Genomic DNA, 20,200 nt, shown 5'->3' with positions numbered 1-20,200 from the left:
ACGTGGTCAATGAAATGCGATACAAGACGTTGAACTCTTTGCAGGCTCAATTGGCCGATCACGACGGTGCAATCGTCTCATCCGAACCGCTCACACGAAAACTCGATGGCCTCGCATGTTATTCTGACTCCGTGCTGAATTACGCCGAACTGGCCTTCGCTGAGGAATGCGCAATGCGTGGCGGGCACCCACGCTTGGTCCTGGATGAGAAAGGTCACCTCACTATTGCTGTTGAGGTCGATAGCCAACGACGGCTGTCTCGCAAAGAGCTCAGCGCATTACGGGAGGATTTTGCGGGACAACTCACGGACGGGATCGGCGCTGGATGCTTTAATGAACTTTCCGCTTCAACCGGCCTTGCCGTGGAACTGCGGTTTCCACTGAGATCAAAGTGCACGCAGACTGAAGGAACGGCGTGGCGGCCGAAGGCGTCGACCAAGAAGGGGAACGAGCAACGAATTTCCACTGCTGCAAAAATGGTCGAGAAGATGGGCTCTGCTCCGTCCAGGACAGGTGCATCGAGGAGGTCAACTGTTAAAGTAACAGGCACCGTCGCGACTCCCGACAAGCAGGAGCGACCGAATCTAAAGAAACTCCTTCGTCTTCTGGCGAAACCCGAACGCGATCAATTATTCGATCAGATCAAAGTGGAATTGGAAGCATGTGGGAATGATTTAAGCCTGCTCGGCAACCACGAGTACCCGTATGGGAATTTCAATGACCCAAAGCTGCTGAGGCTGTTGTTAAAGGCAGGGGTGCCGCCGGAAACGACAGATGTGAAGGGCAACTCTCTTCTGATTCAAGCGGCAGGTAATCCCAAATGTTTGGAATTGCTCTTGAATGAAGGTGTCAACGTCAATCGTGTTTGCGACAGCTACTTTGCTTCAACCGCGTTAATTCGCGCGGCGCACCTTGGCAAACGCAAGTCCGTAGAAATACTTCTAGAACATGGAGCGGACGCAACCATCATAGATAAATCGGGAAAAATTGCCCAGGATATCGTGGACAAACGCTCGCGAGAGCGGCAGACGATCGTCAATCTATTGCGGCGGGGTTCACGGACCTGACCGTAGGCATAACCGCAACATGCACCCGAGCGGCGTAGTCGGGCGATTTGAAATGGACAATCTCTCGTCGCCGCCGGGTGATTTGGGGCGTTCTCAGATGCAAAGAACTGCTCGGTCATTGAGTCTATTTCGGTTGCCCAGTAGTCACCGAGAGGAACGAAGTCTAGACGTGAAAACGTGTTGCCATACGGACATGCTAGCCAGGAAGACTGAACGAAGATCAAACAGTCTTTAGGCAATGGAAGCACTTTTCCCATCCGCTCGAATGCGATTGCTTCGGGAAAGTCCAACCGTACTAAAACCATCGACGCTCCATGCAGGTGCTGAGTCGTTCGGTCAGGGAAGGTCCGGTCGCAGCCCTGCAGGATTGCCCAGACTCGCCCGGATGACTCGATGCAATCCCAGGCGGTCCTGATTGATCCTAAATCACGTTTGCTATAATGACCACGGTCGGACCGAAACTCCTGGCCCTAGCGATCCAGGCCCGAGAACAATCCGATGCACGGCAGTCGGCGACATTTAGCCAGATTTACCACCAAATCAACCTCGCCGACGGAGTGATCGGCACCGTTGTCCCGCTCAACTCATCTCACCGCGAATCCTTAATTCGATGCCACGAAACAGACGCAGGGAGAACAACAAGGTAAGCAACGCCGAACTGCTAGATGCATTCTGGAAGCGATACTCATTTCACGATATGGTTATCGAAAACGTGCAGCGAACAGGTGGGCGAGTGATTATCACGCTCGATGAATACGTTCTCTTGCTAACAAATGCCACCGATTACAAGGGAACATTTGATGAATTTCCAGCTGTCTGGATTGCTGGCACGCTAGATAGTGTAGGCACGAGACTAAAACTTTCCGTGAAGGCGGAGTATGGATCTTTAGTCGTCCATTTTGACGATTTGCGGCTAGTTCGTCGTTCAGACTTTGCGATACTTATACCTCCGATTGACACATAAACGTACGGAAACGCGGAATAACCAAGCGATGCACCTAAGCGACGAAGCAACGACTGCTGGTCTGCTTGTATGATGAATCTCGTCGCTAAGTTATCGCAAACGTTCGCCAACAGGATTTGCATGAAGCGATACAGCGTACGATCGTTACTGCTCGCGACTGCCGTGTTTGCGTTGTTGATCTCAGCGTATTCGGTTTACACAACCAACAAGCTTTGGCGTAACACCCGTTTTGAGTGCAAGTACGAGGGGATCATCACGCTTCCGTCCGGCACCAAGTTTCGCACAAATGCATGGGTCAACACCGATATTGACATTCCCACCGCCCACACGGGAACCGGTGTGTGGGTTGAGGGTCGTGAACTGGTATACTTCAATCAATCTCCCGGCATGAAGGGATACGCAACTCTGACCGTCAATGGAAAAACGACTAATGCGGTATTGCTTCGATGGTCTATGACATGTCATGCGTCAAAGGGCATGACCGAATACACCTGCATGGTGGTTCCAGAAGACGAAATGCCTTCCGATGATGGAACGAGACCGGGTGGCGAACCATGAAATGCACGGGAGAACGGGTGGTCCGTTTTCTCGTTTGCTTGCAAGTCGTTCGCCCGTTCCCCGTGATTTCTACCGTTCGTCCTTATAAGATCATCACTATCCAACATTCAAAGCTTCAAAGGAGTAACGTGATGCGCAACAGATTGGCATCGATGACTGTACCGACTGTCCTGTCTACTCTCTTACTTTGTGGGTATGTTTTCTTCCCACAAGCGAATGCCCAACCACAAGATGCGTCGGCACGATGGGAATACATGACTCTCAACTTGAATGCAAATATGGATAACTACGCAGATGAGCTAAACAAGCACGCAAATCGAGGGTGGCAGTATGACGGAGTGCTCGTCCAGCCATACTTCCATAGTCCCGCGAAGAACTCGGACCAAATCGTGATCGTATTGAAACGACCTCGTTAAGCCTTCCGTCATCATAGATTCCTTTCGGCCAAGCGGACGAACTAAGAAATCCACCGAAGTTCCGTTGGCCAATCGATTTTGAACACCCAATCAACCACGGAACTTGGTGATTTCCGCCGTTCCATCCTTTGAAACAAGATGCTGAAAGACCTTATCCTTAGCCTTCACTCGAACATCAAGTCCGGCGAAATGAGTCGGGAAATTGCCGACTTTCTCACCGAAAAGGGTGTTCCTGCTTGGCTCCAAGAGGAATTAGTGCAGGCTTACACGGTACAGCCTGTTGCACTTGGTCCGTTCGAATTCTCCTCGGTGGCAGAACTCATATATCACAACACCGGCGAACCGTACGGGGTTTTCTGTGATTCGGGCTACCTGAACTTGGCATACGGACCGAGCGGCGACCACATTGCTACTGAACTGGCAACAGGCATGATGTTTATCGTGAATCACGACGAATTCTGGGAATACTATTCCGAGTCTGGTGTAACTCATCCTCCCGATGTTCGCACTCGGATGATCAACCCGAATCTTGACTTCAACGCTTTTTGGCTTCGAGCAGCGCTAGAGCCGGATTTTCCCTGCGACGCTTACGAGGCCGAAGAAATTTGGCCGCGATATATGCAAGAAACGGATGGAACCATACCATGAACCCAAGTCGCCGGTGGCGTCGTTGTTTCTAAATAATCAACCTCGGCGACTGGGTTATGGTTGCCGTTACCCGACTGAAATCCTACGACACTTACTTGGCTGAGCGATGCCACGCATTTCCGAATTCTACGGCATCGCCGTTTACATCTACTACCGCGACCACAATCCTCCGTATTTTCACGCGATATACGGTGACTCGGAAGCGGTGATCGACATTCGCAGTGGTGCTATACTGGAAGGAAGCCTGCCACGACGAGCTGGCAAACTTGTTGCCGAATGGCGTGAACTCCATCGCGACGAGCTTCTGGCCGACTGGGCACTTGCCGAATCTCAACAACCGTTGCTGCCTATCGAACCGCTGGACTGATACCGATGATTCTACACATTCTCGAAGCCGAACTTGCCGGCCCCTCTTCCCTCTCGGTCCGATTCAATGACGGCTGCTCCGCGACGGTTGACTTAAGACCGTTGCTTACTGGTCCGGTCTTTTTACCCTTGCTAGACCCCACAGCATTTGCGAAATTTGCGTTAGACCCGGTATGCAAAACGGTTTGCTGGCCAAACGGTGCGGACCTTGCGCCCGAGGCGATACGATCGTTGATTCAGGTCGAGCAAGAGGTCGGCGGGTAACCATCGGTTGGACCGGAGTGCTCAACATTGGGTTTCCAGATGGTCAATCGTCCGTTCGCACCCGGTCAACCCTACCGTTATCCGGCGGAAGACGAACGCGAGTCACCATCGCGATGATAGTGTCGTGCTTGAGGGCGATAGCGTTATTCATCGGTGGTACGATGGGCACGCAGAGTATATCGCAACCCTTAATTCCTAGCAGCACTTTCGACCACAGTACGCAACGAAGCAGTCCCATGGAAATTAACAGCGTTAACTTTCGACTCCCTTCCTGTTTGGGACTCCTGCTGCTCGCTGCGGTAACCTCTCTCACCACGGCGTCGGTGCAAGCTGACGATGCGATACGCAAAGGCACAAGAGAAAAGACGACGTTAGTATCTGTTGCGATGGAGTCCTCTTTAGAAGGCTTGCCAAAACTCTACCAGAAAGTCAGCGAGTCGATCGTGCGGATCGAAACGGCTGACAAGGTAAACAAGACCGGCGTCATCGTATCGTCTGACGGGCATATTGTGGTGAGGGGTGGTGCCAGATCGGATGAGGTGAAAGTCCATTTGATCGATGGCCGAACCGTCACCGCAAAGCCTGCGGGTTGGTCGGTGGAATGGAATCTCGGCGTTATGAAGATCAAAGAAGAGGGCTCGTTAAAGGCGATCCAATTGGGGTCGACCAAAGATTTAAAGGCCGGAGAACCTTGTCTGGTGATCGGTTACACACCGCGCGGCGATACGAAATTTGATTCGTCACCGACGGCAAGGTTCGGGTTCATTGACCGTAGCGTGCCAAACCGCTGGTTCACAACAACCTGTTTTCCGGGTTTTTTCGAGGATGCTGCCGTCATTGACATGGACGGCCGTTTACTCGGCATTGACACCGGTCGCGTCAACGACCAGAGCTACGTGACTGCAGTGGAGAAGTTTCTTGCCAATCGCGATGAACTTTTTGCTGGAAAGAATCTCGATTGGATTCGATATCCGCCCAATCCGGACTCCATCTACCGCATTAACGCCGGAGACCACCCTGAGATGCTTCGAGGGAGAAAGACGGAGGATGTACTTGGGCCAGTCAAAACACCCGCCTCAATGGCTGATGCCAAAATCTCGAAGGCAAAAGAAATTGCAAAGGAATCGACTGTGCGGCTGATATCGAAAGATCGACTCGCATATGACGGAGTACACTACGACCGTTGGAGCGGGGTAATTGTATCGGAGGACGGGTACATCCTGACGTGCGGACATACTTCTCAGTTGCCGGGAGAGCGAGTGACAGTCTGCCTATCGGACGGGCGCGATCTTGACGCAGTCACGCTAGGTACGAATCCGATTTCAGATGTTGGACTCGTAAAGATCACGTCAACAGGCTCCTGGCCATTCGCGGAGATCGCCGATACGTCGTCATTGAATCCGGGAGATCCACTGGTTGCCTGCGGCTATCCGGCTATCGATGGACCAAGCCGTCAATTTTCGACGGCCCGAACACCTCTCATCAACTCGACCGCCGTAAAAATACCGAGCTATTTTCTGTGGAGTCCCGAACTGGTTACGGAATACTTCAATGGAAACGGTGGAATGTCCGGAGGCGGAATCTTTAACCAAAATGGTCAGTACGTCGCCGTACTAAACAATCTTGCCGGAGGTGTCCGATCGGAAGTCGCCAAGGTGCAATGGGATGATTTGAAACAGGTTGAGTCGATTGACACCGCGACTGGATTGCCTCATCCGCTTCGAAGGCGATTCGTCGCTCAGAGCAAGGCAGTTGCCCAGTCGGTCGTGGAAGTACTGGTTGATTCCAAGCCTGTCAGCATCGGAACCATCGTTGACGCTGGCGGATGGATTCTCACCAAGGCGAGCGCTCTGGACGGGGAGGTGAGTTGCCGATTGGCCGACGGGTCAATCGTCGACGCCGACAAACGGGCAGAGTCACAAGAGAATGACCTCGCCTTGTTGAAGATTGAAGTCGTCGGCCTTGTGGACGTCGAATTTTCCGACAATGAGCCACCATCCATGATGCAAATCCTCTGCGGAGTTGGTCCTGATCAAGTTCTTCAACCGGGAATCGTCTCTATCCAAACGCGTGCGATCCCACCCGAACCCGCTTGGACGGGTGACTCCACCGTCGATACGCAAGATGGAGTGAAGATTATTCGTTTGGGTGGCGGATGGCGAAACAAAATCAACCTGAGTACCGAAGGAACAAAGCTTGAACGCAACGACATCATCGTTTCCATCAACGCCCACGCAACTCCGAACATTGCAAGATTAACTCAAATATTAGCATCCAATTTTAAAGACTACTGCACCGGTGATTTGGTATCAATCGCACTTCTTCGAAAGGGAGCGCCCATGGAAGTGCGAACACCTTTACCACGTGCGAGCGTGGAAAACTCTTGGATGATAGGCAAGCACGACTCACCGAGGCGATCCGGCTTCAATGCAGTCTTCGATACTGATATCCAACTTCTCCTGCACGAGGTCGGCTGCCCCGTCATTGACGTGGAAGGTCGCATTCGTGGCATCGCGATCGCCAGTCGAGGCCGTACCGAAACACAACGTGGCCCGACGTCCGTGCTACCGAGTCGCGTCATTGCTCGTGTGACCAAGCAGCTGATGGCCGAGGCAAACTCGAAAGGAAGATAACGGGACAACGAAGATAACGGGTCAGGTCTCTTAAGCAGCAGGGCATGACAACGGATAACAATGGAATGCACGCGGAGCCGCCGATCGCGAGTTTTCAAATGGAGCATCAACCGCGGCGACCCGGTTATGCCAGACGGAATCCGACTGATGAAGATGTTTGCGGCACCTCGAAGCCGCTTCAAACGGGAGTCACTAACTGACGGACACGAAGCCTTACGGCGGCTTCTTTAAGCTCGGGGACGAAACCTTCGCGGTAAAAGCATGCAGGGCAATTTGGGATCAATCCAAGCCTGAACGCATATCGTCGACGACGATGACGTTGCGTTTTCCGTTTACGGCATGCGTTACCGTTCATTTAAAGGCTCAGAGAGCTTTGTCGAGTATGTTTTCGATCTCGACTACCAGGACAACATGTTCGACGAAACGCAATTCGTAATTGAAGGCGTTGTTTATTCGGGAGGCGGCAAGCTTACCTGTTTGGACTTCAACCCTGAAAAGAGCCTTGCTGTTTCTGAACTTCGGCTGACGCTTGTTAATGAGTGGGCACCGAAGGGTAAGCGTGTTCGCGGAGGATTGCGAGCCAAGCTAGAATGCATTCCGGAAAAGCACTGACAGGCTATCGGATAATTAACCCGTGCAATGGAGCCGGGCTTGCGGCGTTTTTCAAATGGATACTCAACTTTCCCGGCTCGCTGACGGGCGACGTTATTTGGCTACTGGCAGTTCTTAGAGCCAACATTTAGTACAGCTCATGCAGAATTCGCCGAACGCGCTGAGCAATAGACTGTAGAACAATGACCGACGACAAAAAGGCTTTGGCCAATGCTAACACAACGGATGCTCGACAAACCCCATCCGAAGATTACGATAGTGGAATGGCTTCTGGCGTGGGAGGATGCATGATCATTGCGATCGCAACCCCTTTGGGGATGATTGGTGGATGTACAGCGGGAGGTGCGGCGTTTTCCTGGTACTATGGCGTAGAAGTTATCGAAATACAAAAACATGAACCGCTTGCTCAATGGAATTGGAGTGCGAGCTTCGGGGTATGCGGCGGCGTGGCGAGCGTCATAGTTGCGTTGTTGCTGTGGAATCGCATCTGTGGCCAAAAGCGAGACTGTGACAATTAACTCGACGCCTTTCGAGGAGGCAATTACCGTTCACTGTACAATTGCCACGGCCCACACTACATGAGATGCATTGCATTTGCAGATTACCATTTCCATGCAAAGCTTCGTCTGACGCATCAAGACAAGGCCAAATAACCACGCCATCAACCCAAATCGCCGAGCCAGTCAAATTTGCTCATGCTACGACATCATTACAGTATCTTGCACCGATGCATACGCATTAACGGCCAACCGCTGCGCACTGGTCGACAAATCAACGACAAAAGAGCCCCTAGTGTCGCTAAATTCTCAACGCGACTGCCCGGCAGCTCAACGAACTGCTTGCCAAGCCATCTCCGACTAGGCTAAACTGACTCGCATCAGACGCCCGCTCAATACTATCCGCATAGGCCCCGTCGAGCGAAGCGTCTCAGCTCAACGGACAATCTAACCCTCCGTGCTCGCTGCGCTCCCAGTTGGGATAGATTGCTATTCGTTTATCCGACCGAAATGCTGCGAGCCACGGTACAAAAAAGCAATGCGATTATCACTCGCTGACTACTTCACGATGACTGCCTTGGTTGCTTACAGCATGCACATTGCTCTGCAGCCGACTTTTGGTATGTTTGTCGTTCTCACTATCCCAATGCCAGTGGTGATTGGGTTGTACCTTCGAAATTTTAAAAGCTGGCCGCACGAACATTCTTGTTGTGGAATACTATCGTTTACCTTTTGGGGATCGGTTCTGTTCTTTGGCGTTGCCTCATACGTCGAGATATTTAGCGGTCGCTCGAATTTTTATTTTGTCGGGGAGGAGTGGGGTAATGTGGTCGAAACTTCAATCTTCGGTCTCTTCTACAGTGGATTTGCTGGCGTAACGAATATATGCATATACTCGGTACTAGACTGCTATGTCCCACACTGTGCTGGGCGCTCGCAAACGGATAATCAAGGGTGATGCCGGCTCTCCGACTGCAATTGCTTCGATAGTAGCTCTGTTGCGACACGGCCAACTCCAGTGATAAAATAGGTGTGGAGGAAGAGCGATGACCGTCGAATCAATGATTGCTAGCCTATCCCAAGAAGACAAACGTATTGCGTTTGAACTGCTTTGGTTGTCGATCGAGCGAGACGTCAGTACATACACGCCACCCCACTGGCACGGGCAGGTGCTAGCCGACCGCCTGAACAATCCGCCCCTTGAACCGTCATTGCCGCTTAGTGAAGCGATGAGCGAGGTTAGACGGAGGGTAAATGAACGTCAATCTTCGACCTGAAGCGTCCATGACCTCGTTTCGGCTGCTGCTTATTTCAACGACAAAAGTGCGGGGTGGGGTGACCACTTTCTTGACTCGCTTGAAACCGATTTGGCCGATCTTGAACGGGAAGCAGGCATTCACGCCATTCAATATGGGGTGCTATGTAAATTCGCCAAGGCTTTTCCGTTTGCGATTTACTACCGTATCGAGTCTTCCGTGGCGATGGTCTATGCGATCCTAAGCTGCCGTATGGATCCTGGATTTCACCGTTCGATTCTTGCAGAACGCGGATAACCATGGGATGCACCCAAGTCCTCAACATCGTCTTTACTCACCGTTTAATCTCCTGTTCGGACTGGGTTATCCCCGGCATTATCCGACCGAAGAATCCGTTTCAGAGTTTGACGGCGTCGCTACGACTTGTACGCGGTCATCGTTGGTGCGTTGTTTCACGCTAACTCAAAACAAAAACTCGATGCGAATTTGTTTTCTCTCCCTCTTGTTACTTTGCGGTGCCACTGCTGAAGCTGACCGTTGGGCACCGAGGCCGGTGACGGACCTGCCAAAGGATATCGTTGTTGCCTCGCAGAAACTCTCAATTTACGTTGATTGGCGCTCGGCCGAAGATGGCATGGTTAGTGCGTATGTCATCAACGCAACTCAACAAGACAAAATGATCGGAACGTATTTCGGCAATGTTTCGTTCCATCAAGAAGTTTGGACTTCGAAAGAACGATGGGAACGTGCCACACCTCATGTTGATGAAATTTGCGGAGTTGGATTCGGCCAGCATTCTCTACCCGCCCACACGTATATTGTCGAAGAGGTCGGCATAGGGACGCCAATCAAGGGTTCGATTAAGCACAAAATGCGGCTCGTCAATTATCAGCCGGTTTTTGAACTGCCTTCAAACGAGGGTGTCGGATTCGTTTCCCCTCACAACATTGAAATCGCGAGTAAAGACAGCCTGGCAATCTCATTGTCGCCGCTACCACGACTCCTCGACATAATTTTCTTACGGGACGAAACGTTTAAAGACTATCAACCGCGGATGGTTGGTCCACCTGACGATCCTCGCATCCATCCATGAATGCATTGGCTTCTGGGGACCATCCCGAAAATGTGGTGTTAAAGACGTTGACTCCAATTGCGGAAGGGAGCATTCCCGAGCTACACGGGCTGTTGATTTAATCGCAATTTGAATTTTATTGCGGAGGTAGCATCCTTAATGGACTTGTAGCGGAGGTTATCTTTCCTTGCTCACGCGGTGGGTTACTATTTATTTCAACAGCCCGTACAGAGATGGGCTCAATACGCATTTGAAATCCACCAAAACCCAGACGCGATCCGGCGTGGCGATGGCGGGCAACCATCGCGTCCACCGGAGTACGCGAATTGAGCGATTTTTCCGTTAGAAACCTATTCGCGCGTTCCCAGTGACGCGTGCCGTTATCCGACTAAGCCAATGCTTGTACTTGAACCGATCGAACGCCAAGTCATTCAAACGCTTCTTGCTGGCGAGCACCCGGTACTGGAAACGTTGCGCGGACAATTCAGCAGCATAGGCGTTTCTAGTCGCGAGCACACTGGGATTGGCTTCTTTACTACTTTTGCCGTGGGTGACGGCATTTCCCGACTCCAGCCGCGAAGACGAATCGTCATCGGCGACGTTTGTGCAGACGGTAGAGGAACTAGAGTATGGATGCGGATTCATTTTGTTCATCGACGATGGAATAATCGGCATGCTAGAGTGTCACCTTTGGGACGACGATGCGTTTCCTAGCGACCCAAGGTACGCGCGCCTTTACTGCATTCACCCAACTGATTCATCGACAGTATCTGAAACAGAAAGCCGTGACGTCGATCCACTAATCCCGAAACTCGTCGGACAACAATCCGCTGCACGCGACGCTGGTTTGTCCGAGCGTTTGGCTTTGAGAATCTAATCGACTAGAATATCTTTGACAGATTGTAGCTGAATCTGTCTAATCAGCATCTTTAGGACATCGATCGTGAGTGACGTCGCTCGTCGGCTCGGTAATCTTTAGTGTTCGTCGCAAAGGCACGCCTCATGACAGAAGGGCCCCCCCCAGTTGCAAGTAGATCGGCATCTTGGTCGACGTCCGGGCTGACCATTGGATTCATTGCCTTGGTCGCTGCGGTCATATCGCCTTGGATAGTGGACTCCATCTCTCCGCCAACCAAGACCATCGATGCGGTAGCAGTCGATGTAGCGGTAAACATCAAAGATCAACTTGTGGCAAAAGCGAAGGGGCAAGAGTTTGTAGCAAAACCAAAGGACGACAAAACGCCTAGTATTCGACGCTGGTATCCTCTAACGACAATTGGCATCGGGTTACTTGGGATGTGCCTTGGTGTCGTTGGCTTTACTCGCCACGAAGACACTAGAATGTCGGCCTCAGCCGTTACGATTGGCTTGGCGGCAATTGTGTTCCAGTATTTTCTCTTGTTGGCAGCGGCCATTATTCTCATTCTGTTGATTGGCTTCATTCTCAACGCATTGGGAATCGACTTGCCCTCGTTTTGATCAACCTCGAATCGCAAACGAAGCTTGCACGTGTACAATCGCCGAACAACCGCTTGCAGCCAAGCCCTCGGTCAGCCGGTTTGCCTTGCGTTGAGTCAATTCCTCGGGCTGGCTGAATCGAGTCGTTCCCCGACTGACACTGGAGAGCCAGCGTTCAACCAAAACTTTGACCTTGTTTTCCGGTCGATCAATGATCGGCTGCACCGCTTCAAATCCGTCGATGCGTGCGGACGTTGGAACTATGCATTGATTGACGACTTTCAATCCGACGATAGCTTCGTCCGAACCACCGACGATCTCTTTGCTGACGCAGTTGCCCAACACACGAACGGTGAATGCGTCACATCGGATGGAATTGGAATAGAGAGCGTGACCGTCGCTTTGGGTCGGTCGATGAAACTGCATTTTCGACTGCCGTTCCTTGACGCTCCCGATGGATGCTGCGATACCCCTGGGCAGTTTTCCGTAGTTCCTGACCCTGCAAATATCGATCTTCAACTTGCCACACTTTCGTGCGGAGTGCGTGAACCGGATGGCGACTTCTGGTATCCTTCGGGCAACCGAAGGCGCAGCGTCGTGCTTCCAGATGATTACGACTGGGCCTATTCCAGAACGCGCGTCTACGGTCCACAGACGATTTCCACCTGGATGAAGACGCGAAGAAGGGGCGGGGAACCATGACATGCACGGGAGAACGGCTTGCGCGGTTATTGAAGTGGAGAGTCTTTGGTCCGTTCCCCGTGATGTTTACCGTTATCGCATTCGACTACTCATGACTACGATCCAGTCACTTGCTACTGATCTGCGTCAAAATTTTCCCGTTAACCCGGTTCCACCCTATCCTGAAATGATGGGCATGGACCCTATTGGTGTTGATAATTAGTGTCCGTCCGGAAATTGAAAGCGTCTGTAAATTATTGGCTAATTTTCAAAAAAGCTCCCCGAAGAACGAACCCGCGAGCGAGTTCGAGCGTTGAATTTGTTGACTAAAACAGGTCCAAACGCTTAATCTTCGAGGAGTAGAAGTGGTTCGCAAGCCATATCAAAAACAGCAACGCTTCGATTGCAGCCCTATCGCACAAGTTGAACTCAACTTGGAATCTCGCGATGAAATCGTGCCCGTCTTGCTCGGGCTTCAATATCTTTATACCAATGCCAAGTTGAGAACGAAAGTCGTTCAGGCTGTCGCTGCGGATCTAAACCAAGACTCTCGACGGGATGTTGGAAGGCCAGGCATAGACGATTGGCATGTTGTTGTGCTTGCAGCAGTCAGACTTGGATGTAATCTTGATTACGACAAACTACAGGATCAAGTCGAGAATCATCGGCGTCTCCGCGGAATCATGGGAATCGGCGACTGGCAAGACACCGACGGTTTCACTTTCAGACGCATACGCGATACCATCTGTCTGCTCAAACCTGAGACGATTAGTAAGATCAACCAAGCTATCGTCACCGCTGGCCAGAGCATTGCTCCCGATGCCAGTTCCACAGTTCGGGCTGATTCATTTGTTATTGAAACTAACATTCACTATCCGACAGAGAGCAGTTTGATCTACGACGGTGTTCGCAAGTTCATTCCGTTCTGTGTTGAGTTGGCGCAACAGCTTGAGACCACAGGATGGAGACAAGTGGGGCATCTAGTCAAGAAGATCAAGAGCTTAAAGCAGCAGATAGGACGGATTGCTGCCAGCAAGAGCTCACGCAAAAAGGAAGCCTTGGAATCGCGTTATCGCGACCTGCTGCAACGCGTAGCACTTTTGCTCGAGCGAGCGAAATCACTGACGAATGAGGCGAAATCTCTCGGTGCGTCCACAGTAACTCTGTCGCTAATCACAACAATCGAACATTGGACAGGACTGACCGAGCAGGTTTGCGATACGGCGCGTCGGCGTGTCCTATTGGGTGAGTCAGTCCCCAATTGCGACAAGCTGTTCAGCTTGTTCGAAACACACACGCAGCTTTACCGTCGCGGCAAAGCCGGACAACCCAATCAATATGGTCGATTGGCTTTGGTTTACGAGGATGGTGCTGGTTTCATTAGTCACTATCACTTGATGGCTCGCGACGTGCGTGACCAGGATGTCGTGGTGGAACAAACGAAGTTGGCTCAGAAGAAGCACGCAGGCGAGATTCACACCGCGTCTTTTGACCGAGGTTTCTATTCAGCGGAAAATGAATCAAATCTGCAGCAGATAATCGAAGATGTATGCGTACTACCGCGGGCTCCTGGTGAATACGCACAGCGGATTAAGAACGAAAGTGTTAAATTTCACCGAACCCGACTACACCACTCAGGCATCGAGGCAGCGATCGGAGTGTTACAGCGGGGCAATGGTTTGAAGCGTTGTCGCGACCGGACTGAACTCGGCTTTGAACGCTATTTGGGATTAGCGATTCTAGGTCGCAATATACACACGCTTGGAAAGCTACTGCTTTCTAAACAACGCCCCAATGCATCGGCAGCGCAGTGCAAACGCAAAGCGGCTTAGGGCATGTGACTGAGGTTCGTCACTTTTGAATTAGCCAGCTGGCTACCGGTCCGCGCCAGCGGCGCAAAGTCGGTCAAAACGGCTGGATTTGACTTCACCTAGCGGCAATGAATGCGAAGCGAAGGCAACTCTTCCTGATTGTCTGATAGCATCTGACTGCGTGAAATCCTCCAGCAAGGCAATTTCCGGACAGACACTAATTACGCACCGTTTGCGAATATTCGATGGACGGACGTTCCAATAGATTGCTACTTCCGTTTTTATGACATCTCGCCTGCAAATGGTTTCAGCTCATTCGATCCACCACACATGTGGAACTATCATTTGCCGGGCTTCCTGTCGGCCTCGTTGTTGCATGAAGATGCTTGTGAAGTGCTTGATTCGTTCATGTACTTCTTCAAACGCGCAGAGCCACAGCGGTCACAGCTACAAAACCGCAATGGGGCTTGGTGGGAGAGCGACACATTTAGCGGGGGCTATGATTCAAAACAATGCGAAACGATACTCCAGTTCCTTCAGCTACTGCGGCAATCTGGTGGTGTGCCGCCGCTGTACTACGACTGGGACGAGTTGGATTGCCTGACACTTGAAAAATGGGTCAACCGTACGGCCATTCGCTCATGAATCGTCAATGCACTGCTATATGCTGGCACCATGCCGTGCACCGGAGTCCGGCAACAGGCGTTTACAAATGGGCTTCTTCGGGACTTTGAGTGGCAGATCGAAAATTGATGGGTTTTGGGTAATTCTGTTGGGATGAAAGATCTCAACGAACCCTATAGCGCATTATTGGGCCTTGATGATTCATGGCGGGTGGAAGACGTGGACTTAGACTTGCTTGGCAATCAGGGTGCGATTCGGCTTTCTCACGTGGGGGGGGGCAGTCTAACTTGTCCGGATTGCGAGGCTGCTTGCCCTGCTCCTGAATGGACATGGAGGCAATTAGACACGCTGCAGTTCAAGACAGAGTTGCGGGCACGCGTGCCTCGTTCTCGCTGCGCAAAGTGTGGCGTGAAGACCATCGCGGTCCCTTGGTCGGGCAAGCATTCGCGATTTACTCTTTTGCTCGAAGCGTTCGCTGTCGAAGTTCTCCAGGCGTGTACCAATCTTAGTCGCGCGTCCTGCTTGCTGGGGCTTAGCTGGGATGCCGTGCATACGATCATAAAGCGTGCCGTAGACCGAGGCCTCAGTCGACGCAAACTGGACGACATTAAGCACGTTGGGCTGGATGAAAAGAGTTTTGGTAAAGGGCACAACCATGTGTCAGTGATGACCGACAGTGATGACCGGCGCGTTCTCGAAGTGGTGCCTGAAAGGACTACCACAGCAGCCGATTCGCTTTGGAAAACATTGACTCAATCGCAACGCAGCAAAATTGCATCGGTTTCGATGGACATGTGGGCGGCGTTTATGACCAGCGCCGACAAGAACGCTCCCAACGCGGAGATTGTGCACGATAAATTCCACGTTGCCAAGTATCTCGGCGAGGCTGTTGACAAAGTGCGGCGAAGCGAACATAGAGCCTTGAAGAAGGAAGGGGACGAACCCCTCACAGGCAGCAGGCAACTCTGGCTTTACAACGCAGAGAACCTAGACGAAGATCGCCACGCACGCCTAGCCTTATTGCAAGAGCAAGACCTGAGGACGTCCAGGGCAAGGGCCATCAAAGAGCACTTTCGTTGGTTCTGGGACTACACCTACGCTGGCAATGCTAAAAAGTTCTTTGATCGCTGGTTTGGATGGGCACGCCGAAGTCAATTAGATCCAGTCAAGAGAGTTGCTGCGACTCTAAAGCGTCATCTGGCCGGTTTGCTAAGCTATTTTCGCCACCGCGTTACCAACGCCACCACAGAGGGTTTCAACAGCCGAATCCAATCCATCAAGTCGGCCGCTCGCGGCTTCCGCAACTTTGCAAACTACCGCACCTGCATCCTCTTCTACTGTGGAAAGCTACAACTCAACCCCTAAAATTCCCGAAGAACCAAACATTTAGGTGTCGTTGATCCCGCGCAGTCGTTTAGCAATGCTCCAGCACCCAACGGTGCCCAGCTTCGGGTATATTACAAATCAGGCATTGCATACATCGCTTACTTTGCAAATTGAAGAACGAGATCTGGCGGACCACGCCATCGACCGTAGTCGCCGACTCACCGCTGGCTGATCATCCGCGGCGACCGTGGTCATGCCCAACGTTCGTCCTTGGAGATTCGACGTGACACTAACCGCACAGAGAATCGAAAAACGGCGACTACGGCGAGCGACCGGACTGGAAACCCTTGTCGACATGGTGGCCATTGCATTTTTTGTTCTTGGCTCGATCATTGCTCTCGGGCTAGTGGTGATATTTCCGTTGTGGGGCCTTGTCGCATCAGGCTTTGCAATGGTTGGCGCATTCTTGAATTGGCTGCTACTTAGATGCCTTGCAGAACATTTGCGTTTGCAAAAGAAAATAGCTGGATGTGAATTCGAAGGGGCGATTACGGGAGCTAATGAAGAAACCATCTGGGCTTGTGGCAATTGCGGCCAGATGCTGCATTCTGACAACCGCTGCGACTCCTGTGGGGCACAAATCATTTCGGACGAAATCTGATAGGTTCAAACGTGTGCATTCCAAGTTATATCCTCGAATAGATTCACCGCAGAAATCGAACGAACAATTCGTTCGGGAAAGGAGCCCGCTTACCCAAGCCTCCCCCCACGACACCTAGCATGCGGGGCCGCACTAGGCGCCAACATCTCTGAGGAGCAAGCTTCCTCCAGACTCCGATAGACTGATCAAGCCAATTGCCCCGCCTTTGATCGCCGCAACCAGTGAACTGGTATCCGAGAAATTCCAATCCATCAGTACAGCGGACGGAAGTCTTCGCGTGGTTTTCCTCCAGCTTGAGCTGGCGAGTTCAATATCGTTCCACCGGGTAGAAGACGCGTAGGATTGACTTCTGCAGTCACGAGCAAGTTGCCTTGATCGTCGCACCTTTCGAGCAAGCCCTACTCGCGGTCTTGGCGTGAACGCGTATTGCCTAGGAGGCTACACGTTCGCAGGTTCGTACAACGCGACTCGCCGCGACACTGACGATCGAAGATGCGCATGATACGGGACCTTAGTCCGCTGGGCGGATTTCGCCATGCTGCGGATTCGCATGGTACCGCTCGCGTTTGGAACAAGTTGCTGAACGGGAGCTCCCTCTACCAGGTTCTCTTTGCTGTCCGGTCCAACCCCGGAACCGCCGTTACCGCCAGCGTTCCCCAACTGAGATTGCGTTTACCCATAAAAACGTCTTTCAGCGTCTTCATGATTTTTTCGTGTCTTGGCTGCACCAGCGACGCCCCAACCGCGGTCGCCGAAATTAGAGTCGAACAATCCGATCAACAACGACTATTGACTGCGCAAGCGTCGCTTCACGAAACACTTAAATTCGCAGGTGAACGCTGAGCTCATGTCGGCACGCCCGTCATCCACGGCGACGTTTTACGACTCGCTATGTTCGCCCGCGCATTCACAGGCGAATTATCGAGTGTTCGTGTGATAGAATTTGTCGGGGCGAATCCGGCTATCCTACTAACTGAGGGCGTTTTCAAATGGATGATCATCCGTCGCATCGGCTGAACGGTACCGTTATTCCGCAGGACCGCTTCTACCTATGAGTGTAGCTAAACCACAATCTGAAAACACGAATCCCGTTGCATTGCTATTAATCGCCGCGACAGCGAGCGTTGGTGGCGCGGTCATCGGTGCATCTACAAATGCTATTAATGGTGCGGTAAGTCCGCTCTACTTTCGTAATATCATGCGATGGCACGATGTTGAAGACATCTGGCGTGCAAGCATCGCCCAAGGGATATTCGAGGGCCTAATTTACGGGATCATGTTTTCCGTAGTCTTCACATTAGTTGTCGGGCTCGTATCCCACGCACGTTGCTCATTTAGATTTGCGGCCCGCCACATGTTCGTGATTGCGGTGGCCATTTATGGCTGCTGGGCAGTCGGTGGTCTCGTCGCTATGGGCCTTGCGACGCTGAGTCCTGAATTCTATCGCAAAGCATTCATAGGTGTCCCTGACCATTTCAATCCAATGTTGCGTTACGCTTGGGTTGGTGGTTCAATCTGGGGTGCTATGTTTGGTGCGCTGCTGGCGGTCGTAATCGGCTCGGTCTTGTTTGCGATGCGTTGGCGTCGACTCCACCCCCAAGAAGAGGACTAACACCAAATTGCACGCGAGTTACGATTCGCGAGTTTCCTGATGGTGAATCACTTGGCCGCGACCGTATGATTCCCGTCGTTCCGTCGAATGAGCGCCCCCAATAGAAAGATCATTCGACCGTTTACTTGGCCTCATCCTGGTTGCACACATTTGCTCAAACTTTCATCTTCGCGTCGGTTGTATCCTTGTGTGGTCACGTCGCCGCACAGGGTCCTGCAACGGGAAATTCCCTCGCGTCGCTGACAGCCCGCAGTGCACAGGATATTACGCCCGCAATATCGTCTTTGCCCAACGACACGCTCGACCAGCCAGAAATCGCTCAGCAACTCAACGAAAGACTTCAATGCTTCCTATTGGATCTGTACAATCGATGGTACTGCCGATTTCCATTCCGGGTTCGCCGAATCGAAAAAATGTAGCGGGCCCCTGCGGATGCACCTTAGATGACCAGCCCGTCTAACTTGCTTGCATATCCATCCCGGCGACGAGGTGCTCGCCTGCGTTACTCGACTGAAATGTTTGATACAATATTGAACCCATGCTCGCGTCCATACCGCCCATACCCTGCAGCACTGTCGGTCAATCCCTTGATGTAAAATCCCTACGAACCTACCAGCGAACGCTCTGCCCCAACCAAAGGCTGGACTTTTTGGGAAGATGCGACACCGGTGACGACATGCCATCGCCGTTGTAGCCGGAGTCCTCGGTTATCGTGCGTTGCTTGTTGCCCGCATGGTTAAACGACGGTTGGCTCGCTGCTCTGAAAAATCGCGGAAAGAATGGCGTTATCTCCACCACAACTCCTCTAGCAAGCTCGATTACGCAGGAGCGATAAATTGGTCGACAACTCTCTGGGGGATGCTGACTTCTATGATCCGAGTGACTACGTTGGCATCGGCAAGAGATTAGTCATCCTCGTTGTTGATTCCGTCACGCTCGCCCTCGTAGGTGTAGCGGTATGGAGCCCCTTCTTAGCCTTGATGCTCCTGGGGATTGTCCAGAGTGATCCTAGCGGCTTGTTTTGGATTTGTTACTTGATTTCAATTTGGCTCTATCTCGGACCAGTCAAACGTTCGAACTTCGGGACCATTGGTTATCGCCTAATGGGCGTCAGGCTTGTCTCCGCCAAAGGCGGCCCGCCATCTCTGCTTACGATGACCGCTCGAATGCTCATGTGGATGTTCGGACCATTCAACCTTGTGCTCGACTTGCTTTGGCTTGGTGCGGATTCCGAAAATCAATCATTGCGAGACTGCTACCTCGGAACTTACCTTATCCACAAAAATGCAAAGGCCTTGGGACGAGCCCCCGTACACCTTACGCGCTACAACGCGATGGGCTTTGCTCTCGCCTATCCCCGGGTCTGCCGTCCAAAGATTGTTGCATAACCAGATTGTTGCATAACCATGGCATGCACTCTGAGCCAGACCAATTTTCTATCAAATCGAACTGGTAACCGGGCATGGCCAGCATTCCTCAAGTCAGGAACATTAGTGCGGAACGATGATGCTCACTCGTCGCCCGCAACTCTGTATCCAACTCCCGCTGCAGCATTCTTCTCGGTGTCTGTCTTTGTTGTAGTCGCAATACGAGTACATAAATCTTTCTACACGCGCCCGCTGTCGAGCGGCGTCCAGCTGCCGTCCGCCGCAATTCGATCCGCTTGCGCAGAAG

At 51.9% G+C, this 20,200-nt stretch carries 21 protein-coding genes; 19 read left to right on the top strand and 2 right to left on the bottom strand.

The annotated features are described in order from the left end of the window. The first annotated feature begins 14 nt into the window (after positions 1 to 14). The 12 genes from Q31a_RS02430 (at position 15) to Q31a_RS02370 (ending at position 10,374) form a co-directional block, all read left to right on the top strand. The gene (locus tag Q31a_RS02430) at positions 15 to 1,067 is read left to right on the top strand and encodes an ankyrin repeat domain-containing protein (RefSeq protein WP_145073471.1); all 1,053 of its coding nucleotides are present in this window, start codon (positions 15 to 17) and stop codon (positions 1,065 to 1,067) included. Between the two features lie 610 nt (positions 1,068 to 1,677). Continuing rightward, positions 1,678 to 2,031 (top strand): hypothetical protein, encoded by a 354-nt coding sequence (locus Q31a_RS02425; RefSeq protein ID WP_145073469.1) that lies wholly within the window; start codon positions 1,678 to 1,680, stop codon positions 2,029 to 2,031. Between the two features lie 120 nt (positions 2,032 to 2,151). Continuing rightward, positions 2,152 to 2,589 (top strand): hypothetical protein, encoded by a 438-nt coding sequence (locus Q31a_RS02420; RefSeq protein WP_145073466.1) that lies wholly within the window; start codon positions 2,152 to 2,154, stop codon positions 2,587 to 2,589. A 131-nt stretch (positions 2,590 to 2,720) separates the two neighbouring features. Further along, positions 2,721 to 3,005, top strand: a complete 285-nt coding sequence (locus Q31a_RS02415; protein WP_197356065.1) for a DUF4177 domain-containing protein — start codon at positions 2,721 to 2,723, stop codon at positions 3,003 to 3,005. A 189-nt stretch (positions 3,006 to 3,194) separates the two neighbouring features. After that, positions 3,195 to 3,653, top strand: a complete 459-nt coding sequence (locus Q31a_RS02410; protein WP_145073460.1) for a hypothetical protein — start codon at positions 3,195 to 3,197, stop codon at positions 3,651 to 3,653. Between the two features lie 106 nt (positions 3,654 to 3,759). After that, a complete protein-coding gene (locus tag Q31a_RS02405; RefSeq protein WP_145073457.1) occupies positions 3,760 to 4,020 on the top strand; it encodes a DUF4160 domain-containing protein in 261 nt (86 codons plus the stop codon). A gap of 5 nt (positions 4,021 to 4,025) precedes the next feature. After that, positions 4,026 to 4,283: a DUF2442 domain-containing protein gene (locus tag Q31a_RS02400; RefSeq protein ID WP_145073454.1), complete on the top strand. Its 258-nt coding sequence runs from the start codon at positions 4,026 to 4,028 to the stop codon at positions 4,281 to 4,283. 236 nt (positions 4,284 to 4,519) lie between these two features. Next, the gene (locus Q31a_RS02395) at positions 4,520 to 6,916 is read left to right on the top strand and encodes a S1 family peptidase (RefSeq protein ID WP_197356063.1); all 2,397 of its coding nucleotides are present in this window, start codon (positions 4,520 to 4,522) and stop codon (positions 6,914 to 6,916) included. Between the two features lie 339 nt (positions 6,917 to 7,255). Further along, complete coding sequence (locus Q31a_RS02390) at positions 7,256 to 7,528, top strand: hypothetical protein (RefSeq protein WP_145073448.1); 273 nt, start codon at positions 7,256 to 7,258, stop codon at positions 7,526 to 7,528. 182 nt (positions 7,529 to 7,710) lie between these two features. Further along, complete coding sequence (locus Q31a_RS02385; protein WP_145073445.1) at positions 7,711 to 8,046, top strand: hypothetical protein; 336 nt, start codon at positions 7,711 to 7,713, stop codon at positions 8,044 to 8,046. Between the two features lie 1,025 nt (positions 8,047 to 9,071). Then, positions 9,072 to 9,302 (top strand): hypothetical protein, encoded by a 231-nt coding sequence (locus Q31a_RS02380; RefSeq protein ID WP_145073442.1) that lies wholly within the window; start codon positions 9,072 to 9,074, stop codon positions 9,300 to 9,302. Positions 9,303 to 9,561: 259 nt separating this feature from the next. Beyond that, on the top strand, positions 9,562 to 10,374 hold the full coding sequence (locus tag Q31a_RS02370) for a hypothetical protein (protein ID WP_145073439.1): 813 nt from the start codon (positions 9,562 to 9,564) through the stop codon (positions 10,372 to 10,374). Positions 10,375 to 10,695: 321 nt separating this feature from the next. On the opposite strand, the gene Q31a_RS02365 is transcribed toward Q31a_RS02370, so the two are convergent. Continuing rightward, positions 10,696 to 10,998, bottom strand: a complete 303-nt coding sequence (locus Q31a_RS02365) for a hypothetical protein (protein WP_145073436.1) — start codon at positions 10,996 to 10,998, stop codon at positions 10,696 to 10,698. A 357-nt stretch (positions 10,999 to 11,355) separates the two neighbouring features. Between Q31a_RS02365 and Q31a_RS02360 the strand changes: the two genes are divergently transcribed. Then, positions 11,356 to 11,832, top strand: coding sequence for a hypothetical protein (locus Q31a_RS02360; RefSeq protein WP_145073433.1), 477 nt, complete (start codon positions 11,356 to 11,358; stop codon positions 11,830 to 11,832). On the opposite strand, the gene Q31a_RS02355 is transcribed toward Q31a_RS02360, so the two are convergent. Further along, entirely contained in the window at positions 11,833 to 12,237 is a 405-nt protein-coding gene (locus Q31a_RS02355; RefSeq protein WP_145073430.1) for a hypothetical protein, read from the bottom strand. It lies immediately after the preceding gene. Positions 12,238 to 12,857: 620 nt separating this feature from the next. On the opposite strand from Q31a_RS02355, the gene Q31a_RS02350 reads away from it, so the two are divergent. From Q31a_RS02350 to Q31a_RS02325, 6 genes are all read left to right on the top strand, one after another. Then, the gene (locus Q31a_RS02350) at positions 12,858 to 14,324 is read left to right on the top strand and encodes an ISNCY family transposase (RefSeq protein WP_145073427.1); all 1,467 of its coding nucleotides are present in this window, start codon (positions 12,858 to 12,860) and stop codon (positions 14,322 to 14,324) included. A gap of 309 nt (positions 14,325 to 14,633) precedes the next feature. Further along, a complete protein-coding gene (locus tag Q31a_RS02345; protein ID WP_145073424.1) occupies positions 14,634 to 14,948 on the top strand; it encodes a hypothetical protein in 315 nt (104 codons plus the stop codon). A 132-nt stretch (positions 14,949 to 15,080) separates the two neighbouring features. Then, positions 15,081 to 16,292: an ISL3 family transposase gene (locus tag Q31a_RS02340; RefSeq protein WP_145073420.1), complete on the top strand. Its 1,212-nt coding sequence runs from the start codon at positions 15,081 to 15,083 to the stop codon at positions 16,290 to 16,292. A gap of 316 nt (positions 16,293 to 16,608) precedes the next feature. Continuing rightward, positions 16,609 to 16,914, top strand: coding sequence for a hypothetical protein (locus Q31a_RS02335; protein ID WP_145073417.1), 306 nt, complete (start codon positions 16,609 to 16,611; stop codon positions 16,912 to 16,914). A 1,051-nt stretch (positions 16,915 to 17,965) separates the two neighbouring features. Continuing rightward, on the top strand, positions 17,966 to 18,526 hold the full coding sequence (locus Q31a_RS02330) for a hypothetical protein (RefSeq protein WP_145073414.1): 561 nt from the start codon (positions 17,966 to 17,968) through the stop codon (positions 18,524 to 18,526). 836 nt (positions 18,527 to 19,362) lie between these two features. After that, positions 19,363 to 19,914 carry an RDD family protein gene (locus Q31a_RS02325; protein WP_145073411.1) on the top strand — a complete coding sequence of 184 codons (552 nt, stop codon included), beginning with the start codon at positions 19,363 to 19,365 and terminating at the stop codon, positions 19,912 to 19,914. Positions 19,915 to 20,200 lie beyond the last annotated feature (286 nt).

The sequence above is a fragment of the Aureliella helgolandensis genome (genome assembly GCF_007752135.1).
GTDB classification, from domain to species: Bacteria; Planctomycetota; Planctomycetia; order Pirellulales; family Pirellulaceae; genus Aureliella; species Aureliella helgolandensis.
This window is presented reverse-complemented; position numbering and strand designations above follow the sequence as displayed.